Below are 16,001 nucleotides of genomic sequence, written 5' to 3'. Positions count from 1 at the left end.
CCGCGCCGGTCGGGGACGTCCCGCGGGCGGCCCGCGCCCGTCGGGGACACCCCCTGGACGACCCGCGCCCGCGGCGCCCCGCGTCAGATCGATAACGTTTTACTTTCGATAGTTCAGCGCCTATACAAACGAGCGCGGGACTGCCTACGGTGTCCCGCGTACCACCCACACCCATCGCAAAGGGGCGAATGCATGACGCGGTCACGTCCACGTCGGACAGCATGGGGGGCGGGCTTCCTCGCCCTCGCCATGACGGGAGGGGTGGCCGCGACAGCAGCGGCAGCCCCGACCGGCACAGCAGTACCCACGGCCGTCGGCGACCCGGTGGTCGTCGTCAGCAACGACTTCGAGAACGACAGCTACGACCCCTGGGTCCTGAGCGGCAGCCCCGAGGTGACCATCGTCGAGGTCGACGGTGACAAGGCGCTGCAGGTCGCGAACCGGACCTCCGACTTCGTCGGGATCCAGACCCCGGCCGGCGCGCTCGAGGAGGGCCAGCAGTACACCTTCTCCATGCAGGCGCGGCTCGCCGAGGGGACGGCCGGACCGACCGGAGTCCGGTTCGTCATGAAGCCGGACTTCACCTGGATCGGCAACACGACCATGTCCGCCGACGCGTGGACGACGGTCACCGGCACGCTCACGGCTCCGGCCGACGGCCAGGTGTACATCGGCACGGCGGACCTGCCCGGCGGCGCCGGGGCGTACACCTACCTGGTGGACGACCTGGTCATCACCACCCCGGCCGCCGACGGCGGCGGCTGGACCCCCACGCCCGACCCCGACTTCGTCCCCGGCGGCGCCACCAGCCCGACCGAGACGCAGGTCTCCGCAGCGCGCGGCACCGGCGACGTCGCGGCGCTCACGTTCGACGACGGGCCCAACCCCGGTGAGACCGAGGACCTGCTCGACTTCCTCGGCGAGAACGACCTCACCGCGACCTTCTGCGTGATCGGCCAGAACATCCAGGCCCCGGGTGGGGCCGAGATCCTGCGCCGGATCGTCGACGAGGGCCACACCCTGTGCAACCACACGACCACCTACGCCGACATGGGTGACTGGTCGCAGGCGGAGATCGAGGCCGACCTCAAGGCCAACCTCCAGATCATCCGGGACGCGCTGGGCAACCCGCAGCAGGCGGTGCCGTACTTCCGCGCCCCCAACGGCAGCTGGGGCGCCACGCCCGAGGTCGCCGTCGCGCTCGGCATGCAGCCGCTCGGGCTCGGCAACGTCATCTCGGACTGGGACGGCAACGACCTGTCCGAGGCCACGCTGACCGCCAACCTGCGCAACGCCATCACCCCCGGCGCGGTCGTCCTCGTGCACGACGGCGGCGGCGTGCGGGACAACGGCATCGCCGCGGTCCGCACGGTCGTCGGCGAGCGGCTGGCGGACGGCTGGACCTTCACGCTGCCTGCCGGCGGCGTGGTGAGCACCGGACCGGTGGTCGACACCGACTTCGAGGACGGCCTGGGCGGCTGGGTGCCGCGCGGCAGCGCCGACGGCGACCCGACCGTCGCCGTGACCACCGAGGAGTTCCACGGCGGGGCCGCAGCGGCCCTCGTCTCGGACCGCACCGAGCAGGGTGACGGCATCGCCTACCCCCTGACCGGCCTGCTCACGCCGGGCGTCACCTACGACGTGACCGCCTGGGTCAAGATGGCAGCCGGCGAGCAGCCCGACGACATCTGGCTGAGCATGCAGCGCACCACCGACGGTGCGGACGCGTTCGACACCGTCGGCCAGTTCGCCGACGTCCCGTCGAGCGAGTGGCGCGAGGTCACGGCGTCGTTCACCGCCCAGGAGACGGACGCCACCACGCTGTACTTCGAGACGAGCTTCAACGGTGGCGGTGCGGGCAGCTTCCTGCTCGACGACGTCGTCGTCGCCCCGCGCGAGCCGTCGGCCGTGCAGGACGTCACCCCGCTGAAGAGCACCGTCGACTTCCCGGTCGGCGTGGCGATCGACTCGCGCGAGACCACCGGTCCGGCGGCGGAGCTGCTGACCCGCCACTTCAACCAGGTCACCGGCGAGAACTACATGAAGCCGGAGGCCTGGTACGACGCGGACGGCAACTTCCGCATCAACCCCGAGGCGACCGCGCTGATGGACTTCGCGCAGGAGAACGACCTGCGCGTCTACGGGCACGTGCTCGTGTGGCACAGCCAGACGCCCGCGTTCTTCTTCACCGACGAGGCCGGCCAGCCGCTGACCGACTCCGCGGAGGACCAGCAGGTCCTGCGGGACCGCATGCGGGCCCACATCTTCGGCGTGGCCGAGAACCTGGCCACCACGTACGGCGACTTCGGCAGCGACACCAACCCGCTCGTGGCCTGGGACGTCGTCAACGAGGTCGTGTCCGACAGCGGCGAGTTCTCCGACGGGCTGCGCCGCAGCGAGTGGTACCGCATCCTCGGTGAGGACTTCATCGACCTCGCGTTCCAGTACGCCGACGAGGCGTTCAACGGCGAGTACGCGGCCGAGGGCACCGACCGTCCGGTGACGCTGTTCATCAACGACTACAACACCGAGCAGGCCGGCAAGCAGGACCGCTACCGCGCCCTGGTCGAGCGCCTGCTGGCGCGCGACGTGCCGATCGACGGCGTGGGCCACCAGTTCCACGTCAACCTCGCTCTGCCGGTCAGCACCCTCGACGCCGCGCTCGACCGGTTCGAGGACCTGCCGGTCGTGCAGGTCGTGACCGAGCTCGACGTGACCACGGGCACCCCGGTGACCCAGGCCAACCTCATCGAGCAGGGGTACTACTACCGGGACGCCTTCCGGTCCTTCCGCGAGCACGCCGACGACCTGTTCTCGGTCACGGTGTGGGGTCTGACCGACGGGCGCAGCTGGCGCAGCGACTCCGGCGCACCGCTGCTGTTCGACGACGCCCTGCAGGCCAAGCCGGCCTTCTTCGGCGCCGTCGACGAGGACCTCGACGCCCCGGTGCAGACCGCGAACGTGTTCGCGGGCGACATCGCGCTCTCGCCGGAGGCCTTCACGGCTCCCGACTGGTCGCGCCTGCCGCTGCTGGAGATCACCGGTGCGGGCTCCCAGACCGTCGGCCAGTTCCAGCTGCGCTGGGCGGGCGACCACCTCACCGCGTGGATCGCGGTGACCGACGGCGACGACGAGGCGACCGACGGCCTGACCTTCACCGTCGGCGGCGAGCAGTACACGCTCGGCCGTGACGGCGAGGGCGACGTCGACGGCGTCGTCACCGAGACCGAGACGGGCTGGGCCGCGGTGGTCCACCTCCCGCTCGAGGCCGCGGAGCTGGGCGACACGGTGCCCTTCGACGTCGCGGTGACCGACGGGGACGTCACCTCGGGGTGGAACTCCCCCGGCGTCACCGGCACGCTGACCCTCGTCGAGGAGCTGTCCTACACCGAGGCCCACCAGGCCCTGGTGGCTCCCGTCATCGACGGCGAGGTGGACGCCTCCTGGCTCGCCGCCGAGACCGTCACGACCGACCGCCTCATCCAGGGTGACCCGGAGGGCGCGGAGGCCACGGTGGGCACGCTGTGGAACGGCAGCACGCTGTACGTGCTCGCGCTGGTGGAGGACGACACCCTGGACGTCTCGGGCTCCGACCCGTGGATCCAGGACTCGCTGGAGATCTTCATCGACACGGGCAACCTCAAGAACGGTCCGTACCTGTACGAGACCAGCCAGCTGCGCATCAACGTCGACAACGTCGTGTCCTTCGGCACCGGCGACGAGGCGTACCAGGACGCGCGTCTGGACAGCGCCACGACCGTGGTCGACGGCGGCTACATCGTCGAGGCCGCGATCGACCTCGGCGACGAGCTGAGCGGTCTGGGCACCTTCCACGGCCTGGACTTCCAGGTCAACGACGCGACCGCCGGTGCCCGCACCGCGGTCAAGGCGTGGGCGGACCCGACCGGTCTGGGCTACCAGACCTCCGAGCGCTGGGGCGTGGTGCAGCTCGTCGCACCCGCCGAGGCGCCCGCGGTGCCGGACTTCGCCGACGTCACGCCGGACCACGTCTTCTACCCGGACATCCGGTGGATGGCCGAGCGCGGTCTGACCACGGGGACCCTGGTCGGCGACCAGCGGTTCTTCTACCCGACGGCGGCGCTGTCGCGTCAGGCGATGGCCGCGTTCATGTACCGCTACTCCGGTGAGGAGTACACGCCGGAGGAGGGGCAGCAGTCCTTCTCCGACGTCGGCCCGGACGACCAGTTCTACGTGGCGATCGAGTGGATGCACGCCAACGACCTGGCCAACGGGTACGCGGACGGCACCTACCGGCCGACCGCTCCGGTCTCCCGGCAGGCGATGGCGGCGTTCCTGTACCGCCTCGCCGACTCCCCGGAGGCCGACGCGCCGGAGTTCTCCGACGTGCCGGCCGACCACCAGTTCGCCACGGCGATCGGGTGGCTCGAGGACGCCCGGATCACCGAGGGGTACCCGGACAACACGTTCCGGCCCACCGCGCCGATCACCCGCCAGGCGATCGCCGCGTTCATGCACCGGTTCGACGACTTCCTGATCCGGCCGGCCACGGTCGAGCGGTGAGTCGACGGGTGCCGGCACCGTGACCCGGTGCCGGCACCCGCACCCGGGTGCCGCGTCCGTCCGCCGGCGGCGGACGGACGGGTGACCGCAGCGAACGGGCGGTGGCCCCGGAACTCTCCGGGGCCACCGCCCGTCGTCGTGCGTCCGGGCCGATGAGTGCCGGGCCCGGCGGCGGTCTCACCGACGAGAGCCGCCCAGCAGACAGGACCAGCCCATGTCACGGACCCGCATCCACAACCTCTCCATCTCGCTGGACGGGTTCGCCACCGGCGACGGACAGTCACCCGACGCGCCCATGGGCCACGCCGGGCAACGGCTGCACGCGTGGTTGGTCGCCACCCGCTTCGGCGCCCCCATCGTCGGGCGCACGGGCGGCACCGCCGGGGCGGACGACGCCTTCGCCCAGCAGCACGAGCCCGGCATCGGCGCCGAGATCATGGGGGCGGGCAAGTTCGGCCCCCCGGGCTGGCAGGACGACTCCGACTGGACGGGCTGGTGGGGACCGAACCCGCCGTTCCACACGCCGACCTTCGTGCTCACCCACCGCCCGCGGTCGCCCCTCGTGATGGCCGGTGGGACCACGTTCCACTTCCTCGACGCCTCGCCGTCCGAGGCCCTCGCCGTCGCGGCCGAGGCGGCAGCCGGCGGGGACGTGCGCATCGGCGGCGGCCCGACGGTCGCCCGTGACTTCATCGCGGCCGGGCTCGTCGACCACATCCACCTGGTGCAGGTACCCCTCGTGCTCGGCCGCGGGGTCCGGCTGTGGGAGGGACTGGAGGGGCTGGAGACGGACTACGACGTCGAGACCGTCTCGACGCCCGGTGGGGTCACCCACCTGACCTTCACGAGGTCCTGACGACCGGACCTCCTCACGCCGCGATCGTCACCGGCGTCGCCCACGGCCGCCCGACGACACCCGGCCGTGCCCCGCCGCCGTCCGCCGCGCGAACCGGGCGCCGGTGCCGGACAGTGGCCGCATGACCACGTCCTCCGCAGTGCCTGGTGCGCTCGCCGCGCTGGGTGACACGTCCTTCGTCTCCCTGACCACGTTCCGTCGCACCGGCGCTCCGGTGAGCACCCCGGTGTGGGTCGCCCGGGACGGTGACGTGCTCGTGGTCACCACCCCGGTGGACAGCGGCAAGGTCAAGCGGCTGCGGCACACCCCACGGGTCGAGCTGCGTCCGTGCAGCCGGACGGGCACGGTCGCCGAGGGTGCGCCGACCGTCGTCGGGCACGCGGAGGTCCTCACCGATCCGGCCGCCATGGAGCGGCCGACCGCGCTGCTGCGCGACAAGTACGGCTGGGAGTACCGGGTCATGATGCTGGTCGAGCGGGTCGCGGCGCGCCGGCAGAGGCAGCGCGCGATCGTGCGCATCACGGTGCCGGACGCGTCGAGCTGACCGCCGGCGCCCTCGCCGGTCGGCCACCGAGCCATGGCACCCCCCGGGAGCCCGGCCGCGACCCCGCTGCACCTCGGCCTGGACCCGGGGTGGACCCGGGGTGGACCCCTGGTGCGACCGGCCCGGCGGCCGGGTCGGCGTCGCGGCGGTCAGCCGCGTGGGAGGTACTCGAACCGCTCCACCTGGGCGACGGTCGACGTGGGCAGCCCGTTGCTGGTCCCGTACACACCGAACCACAGGCCGAGGAAGCCGCCCGTGGCCACGGTGTCCAGCGTCCGCCCGTCAGCCACCGCCACGGTGGTCGGCTCACCGCCGGGCCCCTGGACGCCCAGCGCGTAGTCCTGCCCGCGCGCACTCACCGTGAGCACCAGCGGCTCGGAGTCCTCGGCCGCCAGGGTCGTCTCCCCGAGCGTGCGCTCGACCCCACCCTGGCGGTGGACCGCGACGACGCGCCGCCCGGCCGGCGCACCAGCCTCCGCGGTGGCCGGCGTGACGAACAGCCGGACGTGGTCGGCCTCCGACTGGCGGACGACGACGCCGACCTCCTCCGCCGAACCGGCGGCGGGCACCGCCCGCAGCGTGACGCGGACGTCGACGTCGGTGTGCTGCTGACGCACCCCGAGGAAGGCGGGCGAGGCGGGCTCCGCGAGGGTGGTGGGGGTCAGCCGCAGCTGCCAGCCATCACCGTCCGGCGTCGCGACGTCGTGAGCCGGACCGCGCAGCGAGGTCCAGCGGACGTCGTGGGGACCGACCACTCCCGACGCCACACCCTGGGTGACGCCCGGGCGCGCGTCGGCCGCGAACGGGACGTCGACGCGCATCGGGACTCGCCCGACCCCCGGCGCGAAGACCGGCCACCCGTCCTCCCACACCAGCGGGACGAGGAACGTCTCACGGCCGAGGTTGTAGTGGTAGCCGCCGTAGGGCCGCATGGCGAGCAGCACGGCCCACCAGGAGCCGTCGACCGCCTGCACCAGGTCGGCGTGGCCGACGCCGATGACGTCGGTCTCGCGCCCGAGGTGCCGGTGGGTGAGCACGGGGTTGCCCTTGTGCCCGACGTACGGGCCGGTGACCGTGTCGGCGCGGGCCACGCAGACGGCGTGGTGGAACTCGGTCCCGGCCTCCGCGGCGAGGAGGTAGTACGTGCCGTCGACGCGGTACAGGTGCGGTCCCTCGGCCCACACCGCGTTCTCGAGCGCGCCGTGCCAGACGACGTGCTCGTCGCCGACCAGCCGGCCGGTGACCGGGTCCAGCTCGCGGATCCACACCTCGGTCTGGTCGTGCCAGCGAGGCTCGACGGCGAGGCGGGTGCCGTGCACCCAGATGCGTCCGTCGTCGTCGAAGAAGAGCGACGGGTCGATGCCCGACTCGTCGATCCAGACCGGGTCGGACCACGGTCCGGCCGGGTCGGTCGCCGTGACGTAGAAGTTGCCGCCACGCGACGCGTCGCGCTGGTCGACCAGGGTGCAGATCAGCCAGAACGTGCCGTCGTGGTGACGCAGGGTGGGGGCGAACAGCCCGCTGGAGGACCACATCCCGTCGAGGTCGAGCTGGCCGGCCCGGTCGATCGCGTGCCCGATCGGCTCCCAGCTGACCAGGTCACGGCTGTGGTGGATCGGCAGCCCCGGGAAGTACTCGAACGTCGAGGAGACGAGGTAGTAGTCCTCCCCGACCCGGCAGATCGACGGGTCCGGGTAGCAGCCCGGCAGGATCGGGTTGGTGACCGTGGTCATCGCGCGGCCGCCGCCGCCCCGGCCCGCGCGCGGGCCTGGGTGGTCACCTCGGCCGTCACCCGGCGCGGGTCGGCGAGCGTGACGCGGTGGACGTCGCCGGAGACCGCGACCACGGACCGCGCCGTCGCGGTCCCCGGGATCGCGCGACGCTGCGCCACGCGCTCGTTGCGGATCGCGCCGCCGGTGGCCTCCTCGGTCGCGGCCGGGGCGGAGGCCGAGCTGTGCGAGCCGACCCAGACCTCCACGTCGCCGGGCTCGACGATGCGGGTCATGGTGCGGTCGGAGAACGCGAACCGCTGCGTCGGGACGGCGAAGGAGATGGTGGCCGACTCCCCCGCGGCGAGCTCGACCCGCTGGTAGCCGAGCAGCTGCACCACCGGCCGGGCGACCGAGCCGTGCAGGTCACGCCCGTACAGCTGCACGACGTCGGTGCCGGCGACGGAGCCGCTGTTCGTCACGGTCACCGACGCGGCGAACGTGCCCCCCGCGCTGACCTCGGCGTCGACCTTCGGCTCGCCGTAGGTGAACTCGCTGTACGACAGCCCGAACCCGAACGGCCGCAGCGGGGTGGAGTCCGTGGAGGTCACGTCGGACGGGCCCCCGAGGATCGGGTGCAGGTAGGTGTACGGCTGGGCGCCGGCGGCGCGCGGCAGCGACACCGGGAGCCGACCGGACGGGTTGACCCGCCCGGAGATGACGCCCGCGATCGCCGTGCCGCCCTCCTCGCCCGGGAAGAACGCCTGCAGCACCGCGCCCGGGCGCCGCTCGCCGTCCAACGCCCAGTCGATCGCGTACGGCCTGCCCGTGAGCAGCACCATGACGACCGGCGTCCCGGTGGCCAGGACGGCCTCGACGAGCTCGCGCTGCACCCCGGGCAGGTCGAGGGAGAGCGTGTCGTTGCCCTCGCCGACGGTCCCACGACCGAACAGGCCGGCCTGGTCCCCCACCACGACGACGGCGACGTCGGCGCCCTGCGCGACGGCGACCGCCTCGGCGAACCCGGACGTGTCGCCCTCCACCTCGCAGCCGAGCGCGATGACGAGCTCCGGTGCGGCGTCGCCGTCGGCCGGGGTCAGCGAGGGGCCCCAGCTCTCCTGGCCCAGGGCCTGCAGGACGGTCGGCATGTCGACGGCGATCGGGAACTCCGGGTGGTGCGCCAGCACGTGGTTGGCGAAGGAGTAGCAGCCCATCAGCGCCTCCGACCGGTCCGCGTTGGGGCCGATCACCGCGATCCGCCGCGGCGCGTCGCCGCGCCCGCCGAGCGGGAGCAGGCCGTCGTTGGACAGCAGCACGACGGACTCCTCGGCGAGGCGGCGGGCGATGTCCCGGTGCCGGGGCGTGTCCAGGTCTACCTCGGTCGGCGGCTCGTCGGCGAAGGCGTCCGGCTCGAGGAGCCCCAGATCCTCCTTCTGCTGCAGCGCGCGCAGGACGGCGCGGTCCACGAGGTCCTCGGATACCCGGCCGGAGCGGATCGCCTCGGCCAGTGGAGCGAGGTACGCGTCCCCGACCGGCAGCTCCACGTCGATGCCCGCGGTCAGCGCGAGCTCGGCGGCCTCGGCGCGGTCACGAGCCACGCCGTGCATGACCTCGAGGAACGCGACCGCGAAGTAGTCGGCGACGACCACGCCGTCGAATCCCCACCGGGTGCGCAGCAGGTCCGTCAGGTACTCCGAGCTGGCGGCCATCGGGACGCCGTCGATGTCGGCGTAGGAGTTCATCACCGAGCGGACCCCGCCCTCGACGACGGCCATCTCGAACGGCGGGAGGTAGACGTCGGCCAGCTCGCGGGGGCCGGCGGAGACCGGGGCGTGGTTGCGCCCCGCCCGCGACCCCGAGTAGCCGACGAAGTGCTTGAGCGTCGCGTGCACGCCTGCGCCCTGCAGCCCGCGCACGTAGGCGGTGGCGATGGTGCCGACGACATAGGGGTCCTCGGCGATGCACTCGTCGACGCGCCCCCAGCGCGGGTCACGGATGACGTCGAGCACGGGTGCCAGGCCCTGGTGGATCCCGAGCTGTCGCATCGACTCCCCGATGGACGACGCCATCTCCTCGACCAGGTCGGGGTCGAACGACGCGCCCCAGGCCAGCGGCGTCGGGAACGTCGCGGCCTTCCACGCGGCCAGGCCGGTGAGGCACTCCTCGTGCACCAGCGCCGGGATCCCCAGCCGCGTCTCGGCCCTGAGCCGGCGCTGCTCCGTCCACAGCCAGGCGGCGCGGTCGGCCGGCTCGACCGGACGCGTGCCGTACACCCGCGTGTAGTGGCCCAGACCGTGCTCGGTGATCTCGGCCAGCCGGCCGGCGTCCGCCTGGTCGGCGACCATCTCCCCCTGCATGGGGGCCACGAGGCCGTTCTGGTCGACCCAGTAGCCGACGATCTGGGCGAGCTTCTCGTCGAGGGTCATCCGGGCGTGCAGCGCGCGCACGCGCGCGGACACCTCGGGGAAAGCTGGGAGCGTCACGGTTCTCATTCCTTCAACAGGTCATTCAGGCGGCTCGGGGACGTCGGGCGACGTCGAACATGGTCGGCTCTAACGTGGTCGGCTCGCACGTGGTCGGCTCGCACGTGGTCGGCTCGGGCGTGTCGATTCCGGCATGCTCGCCGCGGGCATGCTCGACGCGGAGGTGGCCGGCAGGGGCGCACCGCCCACCGCCGGGATCGGCGACGGGCGTGCCGGGGACCCGGCACGCCCGTCGACTGGATCAGCCCTTGACGGCCCCGGTCAGGCCGCCCACGATCCGCCGCTCGAACAGCGAGAAGAAGACCAGTGCGGGGATCATCGACAGCGACGTGAACGCCAGCACCCGCGCGGTGTCCGTGGAGAACTGTGACGCGAACGACTGCACCCCCAGCGGCAGCGTGTACTGCATCTCGTCGTTGAGGATGAACAGCGGCAGCATGTAGCTGTTCCAGCTCGCGATGAAGGCGAGGATCCCCACCGTCACGACGCCGGGCACCGACAGCGGGATGACCATCCGCCAGAAGAACCCCAGCCGGCTGGCGCCGTCGATCGACGCGGCCTCCTCGAGCTCCTTGGGGATGGCCCGCAGGAACGGAGTGAGGATGATGATCGTGGTCGGCAGCGCGAACGCGATCTGCGGCAGGATGATGCCCCACAGCGTGTTCATGAGACCGAGCCCGCGGATCATGATGTACAGCGGCGTGATGGCCACGGTCATCGGGAACATCAGCCCCGCTGCGAAGAGCGAGTACATCGCAGCCCGACCGCTGAAGTTGTACCGGGCGATCACGTAGGCCGCCATCACCCCGAGCACGACGACGCCCAGCGTGGTCAGGATGCCCACGAACGCCGAGTTGCCGGCCTGCCGCCAGAACACCGAGCTGCTGAGGACGTCGAGGTAGTTGACGATCTCCCAGGGGCTGGGCAGCCCGGACGGGTCCGCCGTGATCTGGGAGTTGGTCCGGAAACCGCCCAGCACGATGTACAGCACCGGGGCGATGCAGACCCCGACCAGGAGGTACGCCAGGACGTACGTCGGCCAGCCGGCCTGCGACAGGCTGCGGCTGCGACGCCGGCGCACGGGGGCCGGCGTGCTGGGAGGTGGTGCCGTGGAGATCGCCGCCATTACTTCTTCTTCCCTTCGGTGATCGCGCCCTCGGTGTCCCGGCGGAGCACGTAGCGCTGGTAGATGAGCGCGATGATCAGGGAGATCACGAACAGCACGACCGCGACGGCGTTGCCGTACCCGTAGGCCCCCGCGAGGCGCCCGTTCAGCACCATGTAGGTCGCCATGGTCGATGTGCCCGCGGTGGCGGAGATGTACTGGCCCCAGATGATGTAGACGAGGTCGAACAGCTGCAGCGCCCCGATGATGGACAGGAACGCCCAGATCCGGATCGTCGGGCCGAGCAGCGGCAGCGTGATGCTGCGCTGCATCTGCCAGTACGAGGCGCCGTCGATCGCGGCCGCCTCGAACAGCTCCTCGGGGATGCTCTGCAACCCGGCCAGGAAGAGGATCACGGCGAAGCCGATGTACTTCCAGGTGATGATGAGCATGAGCGACCAGATCGCGATGTCCGGGTCGGACAACCAGTCGACCGTCCAGTCCGGCAGGCCGATCTTCTCCAGGAAGTCGTTGACCGCACCGGTGGTCTGGAGCATGAGGCTCCATCCCGTACCGACGATGACCTCGGCGATCACGTAGGGCACGAAGATCAGCACGCGGATCAGCGAGCGCCCGCGCATCTTCTGGTTCAGCAGCAGCGCGAAGGCGATCGCCGCGGGTCCCTGCAGGACCAGGGACATGACCACGATGAAGCCGTTGTGCATCAGCGCGTCGTGGAACGAGCTGTCGGTCAGGATGAGGCGGTAGTTCTCGAGGCCCACGAAGTCCGTCGGCGGGCCGAACCCCTTCCACCGGTAGAAGCCGTAGTACGCGGCCATGACGACCGGGAAGACGACGAACGCCAGGAAGAGCAGGATGGCCGGTCCGGCGAGGATCGCGATCTCGGCGCGCTTGCGCCAGTCGGCGCTGCCGCGCCGCCGGCCGGCCGGGGCCGGCGCCGCAGTGGCGCCGCCCCCGACCGGTCCACGACCCTCGGGCGGAGTCCGGACAGCGACCGAGTTCTCGCCCAAGGAGTCACTCATGGTCGCCGACTAGCCGCGCGCCGCGGCGTCGCTCAGGGTCTGGACGATGCTCTCGGCATCGCCGTCGCCCGCCAGCATCTCGACGACCGCGCCGTTGAGCGCGTTGCCGACGTTCTGGCCGAACAGCGTGTCGAGCCAGACGGTCACGTACGGGGCCTCGTTGTACGCCGCGAGGATCTCCTGCAGCGCCGGCGTGGTGACGACGGCCTGAGCCTCCTGGCTCGCGGGCAGCGTCACGAACGCCTCGGCGTAGCCCTCCTGGTACTCCTGCTGCATGAAGAAGTTCAGGAAGTCGGCGCACTCGGCGGGCGAGTCGACGTGGCACGAGTACCCGTCGACGCCACCCATCATCGCGTCGGGGTCACCCTCGCCACCCTCGACGGACGGGAACTGGAACCAGCCCAGGTCGGCGAGCGGCTGCTTGTCCGGCGTCAGGTCGGCGATGACGCCGGGGTTCCAGGCACCCATGAGCTCCATGCCGGCCTGCTTGTTCGCGATGAGCCCGGCGGAGGAGTTGGCGGCCTGCTGCGCCGGCGTGGTGAGGAAGCCCTCGTTGAAGGGGTCCGTGGCCGCGAACTCCTCGAGGTCCTGACCGGCGCGCAGCCAGCAGTCGTCGGAGAAGTCGAGCGTGTCGGCGATCGTGGACACGACCTCCTCGGAGCACTCGCGGATCGCGAAGAAGTAGTACCAGTGCGCGGCGGGCCAGGCGTCCTTGGCGCCCAGCGCGACGGGGGCGATCCCGGCGCCCTTGAGGGCCTCGGTGGCGGCGACGAGCTCGTCCATCGTCTCCGGCGTGCTCTCGATGCCCGCCTTGTCGAAGACCTCCTGGGTGTAGTAGAAGCCACCCGGGAGCACGGCGGTCGGCATGCCGTAGACCTTGCCGTCGACCGAGAACGCCTGCAGGACGCCGTCGCCGACCGCGGCCCTGGTCTCGTCGGTGATCAGGTCGGTCAGGTCCATGACCTGGCCGGCCTCGACGATGTCGGCCAGCTTGCCGCCGCCGCGGGCCATGAAGATGTCCGGCGAGTCACCGGAGTTCAGGGCGGTCTGCAGCTTGCCGTCCATGTCCTCGTTCTGCACGGACTGGATGTCGATCGTCACGCCGGGGTTCTCGGCCTCGAACGCCGCGGCCGTGTTGTCCCAGTACTCCTTGCCCGGACCCGTGGTCGAGTTGTGCCACATGGTGAGCGTGACGTCGCCACCCTCCTCGGCCGCGTTCCCCGTGTCGCCGCCACCGGAACAGCCGGCGGCGAGCATCGCGACGCTCATCCCGAACGCGGCGATGGCCGCGCCTCGTGTCTTCCTCATCATCGTGGAACCCTTCGGTGTCTTCGTCGACTGACGGTGCGCGGCGAAACTACGTCGCGTGTCGGAGGCATGTCAATCGATGTCGATAACGTTTTCGTAGCGATAGGGTGCACGGTGTGACCGACCTCCAGGCCCCCCGAGCGCCGTTCCGGCGCGTCACCATCACCGACGTCGCGCGCACCGCCGGCGTCTCCGTGGCGACGGTGTCCAAGGTCATCAACGGGCGTTACGGGGTGGCGGCCCGGACGACCGAGCGGGTGCAGCAGGTCATCGACGACCTGGGCTACGAGTCGAGCCTGGTCGCACGCAGCCTGCGCAGCCACCGGACCAACGTCATCGGCATCCTGGTCGCCGAGTTCGAGCCGTTCAGCACCGAGATCCTCAAGGGCACGTCCCAGGCGATCACCGGGTCGGGCTACGAGCTGCTGGCCTACTCGGGTGGCGGGCGTGCGGGTGAGGACGTGGGCTGGGAGCGCCGGTACCTGTCGCGCCTCAGCGGCACCCTGATCGACGGCGCCATCCTGGTGACCCCGACCGTCGTGAGCACCGGGGCCTCGGTCCCGGTGGTCGCCATCGACCCGCACGCCGGCCCGGCCGACATGCCGACGGTGGACGCGGACAACTTCAGCGGCGCGCTCCTCGCCACCGAGCACCTGCTCCGCCTCGGCCACCGCCGGATCGGCTTCCTCGGAGGTCGACCGGACCTGGAGTCGGCCCGACTGCGCGAGGACGGCTACCGGATCGCTCTGGAGCGCGCCGGGCTCACGGCCGACCCCGCCCTCATGCGCGTCGGCGGCTACCAGCGCCACCTCGCGGTCGGCCCGGCGCACGAGCTGCTGTCACTGCCCGAGCCGCCCACGGCGATCTTCGCGGCCAACGACCTGTCCGCGCTCGGCACGATGGATGTCGCCCGCGAGCTCGGCCTGTCGGTGCCCGACGACCTGTCCGTCGTCGGGTTCGACAACGTGCCCGAGTCCGCGTTGACGACCCCGCCGCTCACCACGGTGAACCAGCCGATGCAGGAGATGGGGTCCCGTGCCGTGGACCTGCTCATCCAGCTGATGAACGGCACGGAGCAGGTCTGCACCCACGTCCAGCTCCCCACGGCGCTGGTCGAGCGCGGGTCCACCCGGCCGGTGTGACCCGTCCGGCGCCGTCCTCCCGCGCCGGCCCCGCACTCGTGCGACCCGCGATCCACGTCAGACCTGACCGCACCGCGCAAGGAGACCGATGTACACCGACATGCCCCAGGACCGGTTGTGGCAGCACACCTCAGACGCCGTCGAACCGCCCGACTTCGACGAGTTCTGGTCGCGCACGCTGACCCAGGCGCGTCGTCATGACGCGGCACCGCAGCTCGAGCGGGTCGCGGGTCGGCTGACCACGGTGGAGGTCCACGACGTCACCTTCCCCGGGTTCGACGGCGATCCGGTGCGGGCGTGGTACCGCCGCCCCGCGGGCACGGACGAGCCGTTGCCCGTCGTCGTGCAGTACGTGGGCTACGGCGGTGGCCGCGGTCACCATCTCGAGAACCTGCTGTGGGCGTCGGCCGGGTATGCGCACCTGCAGATGGACACCCGCGGGCAGGGGTCCGGGTGGAGCCGCGGCGAGACCGCGGACCCATGGGGTGCCGGGCCGCAGCAGCGGGGCGTGATGACCAAGGGCATCACCGATCCCGAGCAGTACTACTACCGGCGCCTGTTCACCGACGGCGTCCGGGCTGTCGATGCCGCCCGGCGCCTGCCCGGGGTGGATCCCGCGCGGGTCGCCGTCGTGGGCGGCAGCCAGGGTGGAGCCACCGCACTCGCCGTCGGCGGTCTCGTGCCGGACCTCGCCGCCGTCGTCGCCTACGTCCCCTTCCTGTGCGACATCGCCCGCGCCATCACGATCACCGACTCCTACCCGTTCCGGGAGGTGGCGGACTACCTCGCCATCCACCGGGAGAAGGTCGACCTGGTGCTGCGCACGCTCGGCTACATCGACGGCGTCGCGTTCGCGCGCCGCGCCACCGCGCCGGCGTACTTCTCCGCGGCGCTCATGGACGACATCGTGCCGCCGTCGACGGTGTTCGCCGCGCACAACGCCTATGCCGCCCCGGCGCAGATGCAGGTGTGGCCCTTCAACGGGCACGAGGCGGGCGCCGTGTGCGACGAGGAGGAGGCGATGGCGTTCCTGGGCGGCGTGCTCGCCGGCACCGGGACACCCGGCTCCCCGACCGCCTGACCACACCGTCCCGGCACGGGCCGGTCTGGACCCACCCCGACCCGACCCGCCGACCCCAGCAGCAGATCCACGCCTCGACGAGGAGACCCGATGATCGCCCCACCCCCGACCCCCGACCCGACCTTCGCGCATCGTGTCGCGGAGGCGACGGTGACCGTCCGCGGCGCCGACGGCGCCCCGCTGGCCGA

General features: G+C 71.8%; 10 protein-coding genes. 5 read left to right on the top strand and 5 right to left on the bottom strand.

Translation table 11 applies throughout. The features are described from left to right. The first annotated feature begins 261 nt into the window (after nt 1–261). The 3 genes from Q0840_RS18265 (at nt 262) to Q0840_RS18255 (ending at nt 5,942) form a co-directional block, all read left to right on the top strand. Nucleotides 262–4,542, top strand: a complete 4,281-nt coding sequence (locus Q0840_RS18265) for an endo-1,4-beta-xylanase (RefSeq protein ID WP_298462366.1) — start codon at nt 262–264, stop codon at nt 4,540–4,542. Nucleotides 4,543–4,756: 214 nt separating this feature from the next. Beyond that, a complete protein-coding gene (locus Q0840_RS18260; protein WP_298462364.1) occupies nt 4,757–5,398 on the top strand; it encodes a dihydrofolate reductase family protein in 642 nt (213 codons plus the stop codon). A gap of 121 nt (nt 5,399–5,519) precedes the next feature. Continuing rightward, nucleotides 5,520–5,942, top strand: coding sequence for a PPOX class F420-dependent oxidoreductase (locus Q0840_RS18255; RefSeq protein WP_298462361.1), 423 nt, complete (start codon nt 5,520–5,522; stop codon nt 5,940–5,942). 149 nt (nt 5,943–6,091) lie between these two features. Here the strand turns inward: Q0840_RS18255 and Q0840_RS18250 are convergent, their stop codons facing one another. The 5 genes from Q0840_RS18250 to Q0840_RS18230 form a co-directional block, all read right to left on the bottom strand. Further along, entirely contained in the window at nt 6,092–7,675 is a 1,584-nt protein-coding gene (locus Q0840_RS18250) for a glycoside hydrolase family 43 protein (RefSeq protein ID WP_298462358.1), read from the bottom strand. After that, nucleotides 7,672–10,077, bottom strand: a complete 2,406-nt coding sequence (locus Q0840_RS18245; protein WP_298462397.1) for a beta-glucosidase — start codon at nt 10,075–10,077, stop codon at nt 7,672–7,674. The genes Q0840_RS18250 and Q0840_RS18245 overlap by 4 nt, the downstream gene beginning before the upstream one ends. A 298-nt stretch (nt 10,078–10,375) precedes the next feature. Next, entirely contained in the window at nt 10,376–11,260 is an 885-nt protein-coding gene (locus Q0840_RS18240) for a carbohydrate ABC transporter permease (RefSeq protein WP_298462355.1), read from the bottom strand. Then, entirely contained in the window at nt 11,260–12,282 is a 1,023-nt protein-coding gene (locus tag Q0840_RS18235; protein ID WP_298462352.1) for a carbohydrate ABC transporter permease, read from the bottom strand. The genes Q0840_RS18240 and Q0840_RS18235 overlap by 1 nt, the downstream gene beginning before the upstream one ends. A gap of 9 nt (nt 12,283–12,291) precedes the next feature. Next, complete coding sequence (locus Q0840_RS18230) at nt 12,292–13,590, bottom strand: ABC transporter substrate-binding protein (RefSeq protein WP_298462349.1); 1,299 nt, start codon at nt 13,588–13,590, stop codon at nt 12,292–12,294. A gap of 116 nt (nt 13,591–13,706) precedes the next feature. Between Q0840_RS18230 and Q0840_RS18225 the strand changes: the two genes are divergently transcribed. Continuing rightward, entirely contained in the window at nt 13,707–14,732 is a 1,026-nt protein-coding gene (locus tag Q0840_RS18225) for a LacI family DNA-binding transcriptional regulator (protein WP_298462346.1), read from the top strand. Between the two features lie 88 nt (nt 14,733–14,820). Then, complete coding sequence (locus Q0840_RS18220) at nt 14,821–15,813, top strand: acetylxylan esterase (RefSeq protein ID WP_298462343.1); 993 nt, start codon at nt 14,821–14,823, stop codon at nt 15,811–15,813. The last annotated feature ends 188 nt before the right edge of the window (nt 15,814–16,001 follow it).

The sequence above is a fragment of the uncultured Cellulomonas sp. genome (assembly GCF_947494015.1).
GTDB lineage: Bacteria > Actinomycetota > Actinomycetes > Actinomycetales > Cellulomonadaceae > Pengzhenrongella.
Note: the sequence above shows the minus strand (reverse complement) of the source record. Positions and strands in the feature narration are given on the sequence as shown.

Excerpts from the sequence above, each read along its gene's own strand:
- Q0840_RS18220 (WP_298462343.1), top strand. The coding sequence starts at position 14,821 with ATGTACACCGACATGCCCCAGGACCGGTTGTGGCAGCACACCTCAGAC.
- Q0840_RS18255 (WP_298462361.1), top strand. The coding sequence starts at position 5,520 with ATGACCACGTCCTCCGCAGTGCCTGGTGCGCTCGCCGCGCTGGGTGAC.
- Q0840_RS18230 (WP_298462349.1), bottom strand. The coding sequence starts at position 13,590 with ATGAGGAAGACACGAGGCGCGGCCATCGCCGCGTTCGGGATGAGCGTC.
- Q0840_RS18240 (WP_298462355.1), bottom strand. The coding sequence starts at position 11,260 with ATGGCGGCGATCTCCACGGCACCACCTCCCAGCACGCCGGCCCCCGTG.
- Q0840_RS18235 (WP_298462352.1), bottom strand. The coding sequence starts at position 12,282 with ATGAGTGACTCCTTGGGCGAGAACTCGGTCGCTGTCCGGACTCCGCCC.
- Q0840_RS18250 (WP_298462358.1), bottom strand. The coding sequence starts at position 7,675 with ATGACCACGGTCACCAACCCGATCCTGCCGGGCTGCTACCCGGACCCG.
- Q0840_RS18260 (WP_298462364.1), top strand. The coding sequence starts at position 4,757 with ATGTCACGGACCCGCATCCACAACCTCTCCATCTCGCTGGACGGGTTC.
- Q0840_RS18245 (WP_298462397.1), bottom strand. The coding sequence starts at position 10,077 with ATGACCCTCGACGAGAAGCTCGCCCAGATCGTCGGCTACTGGGTCGAC.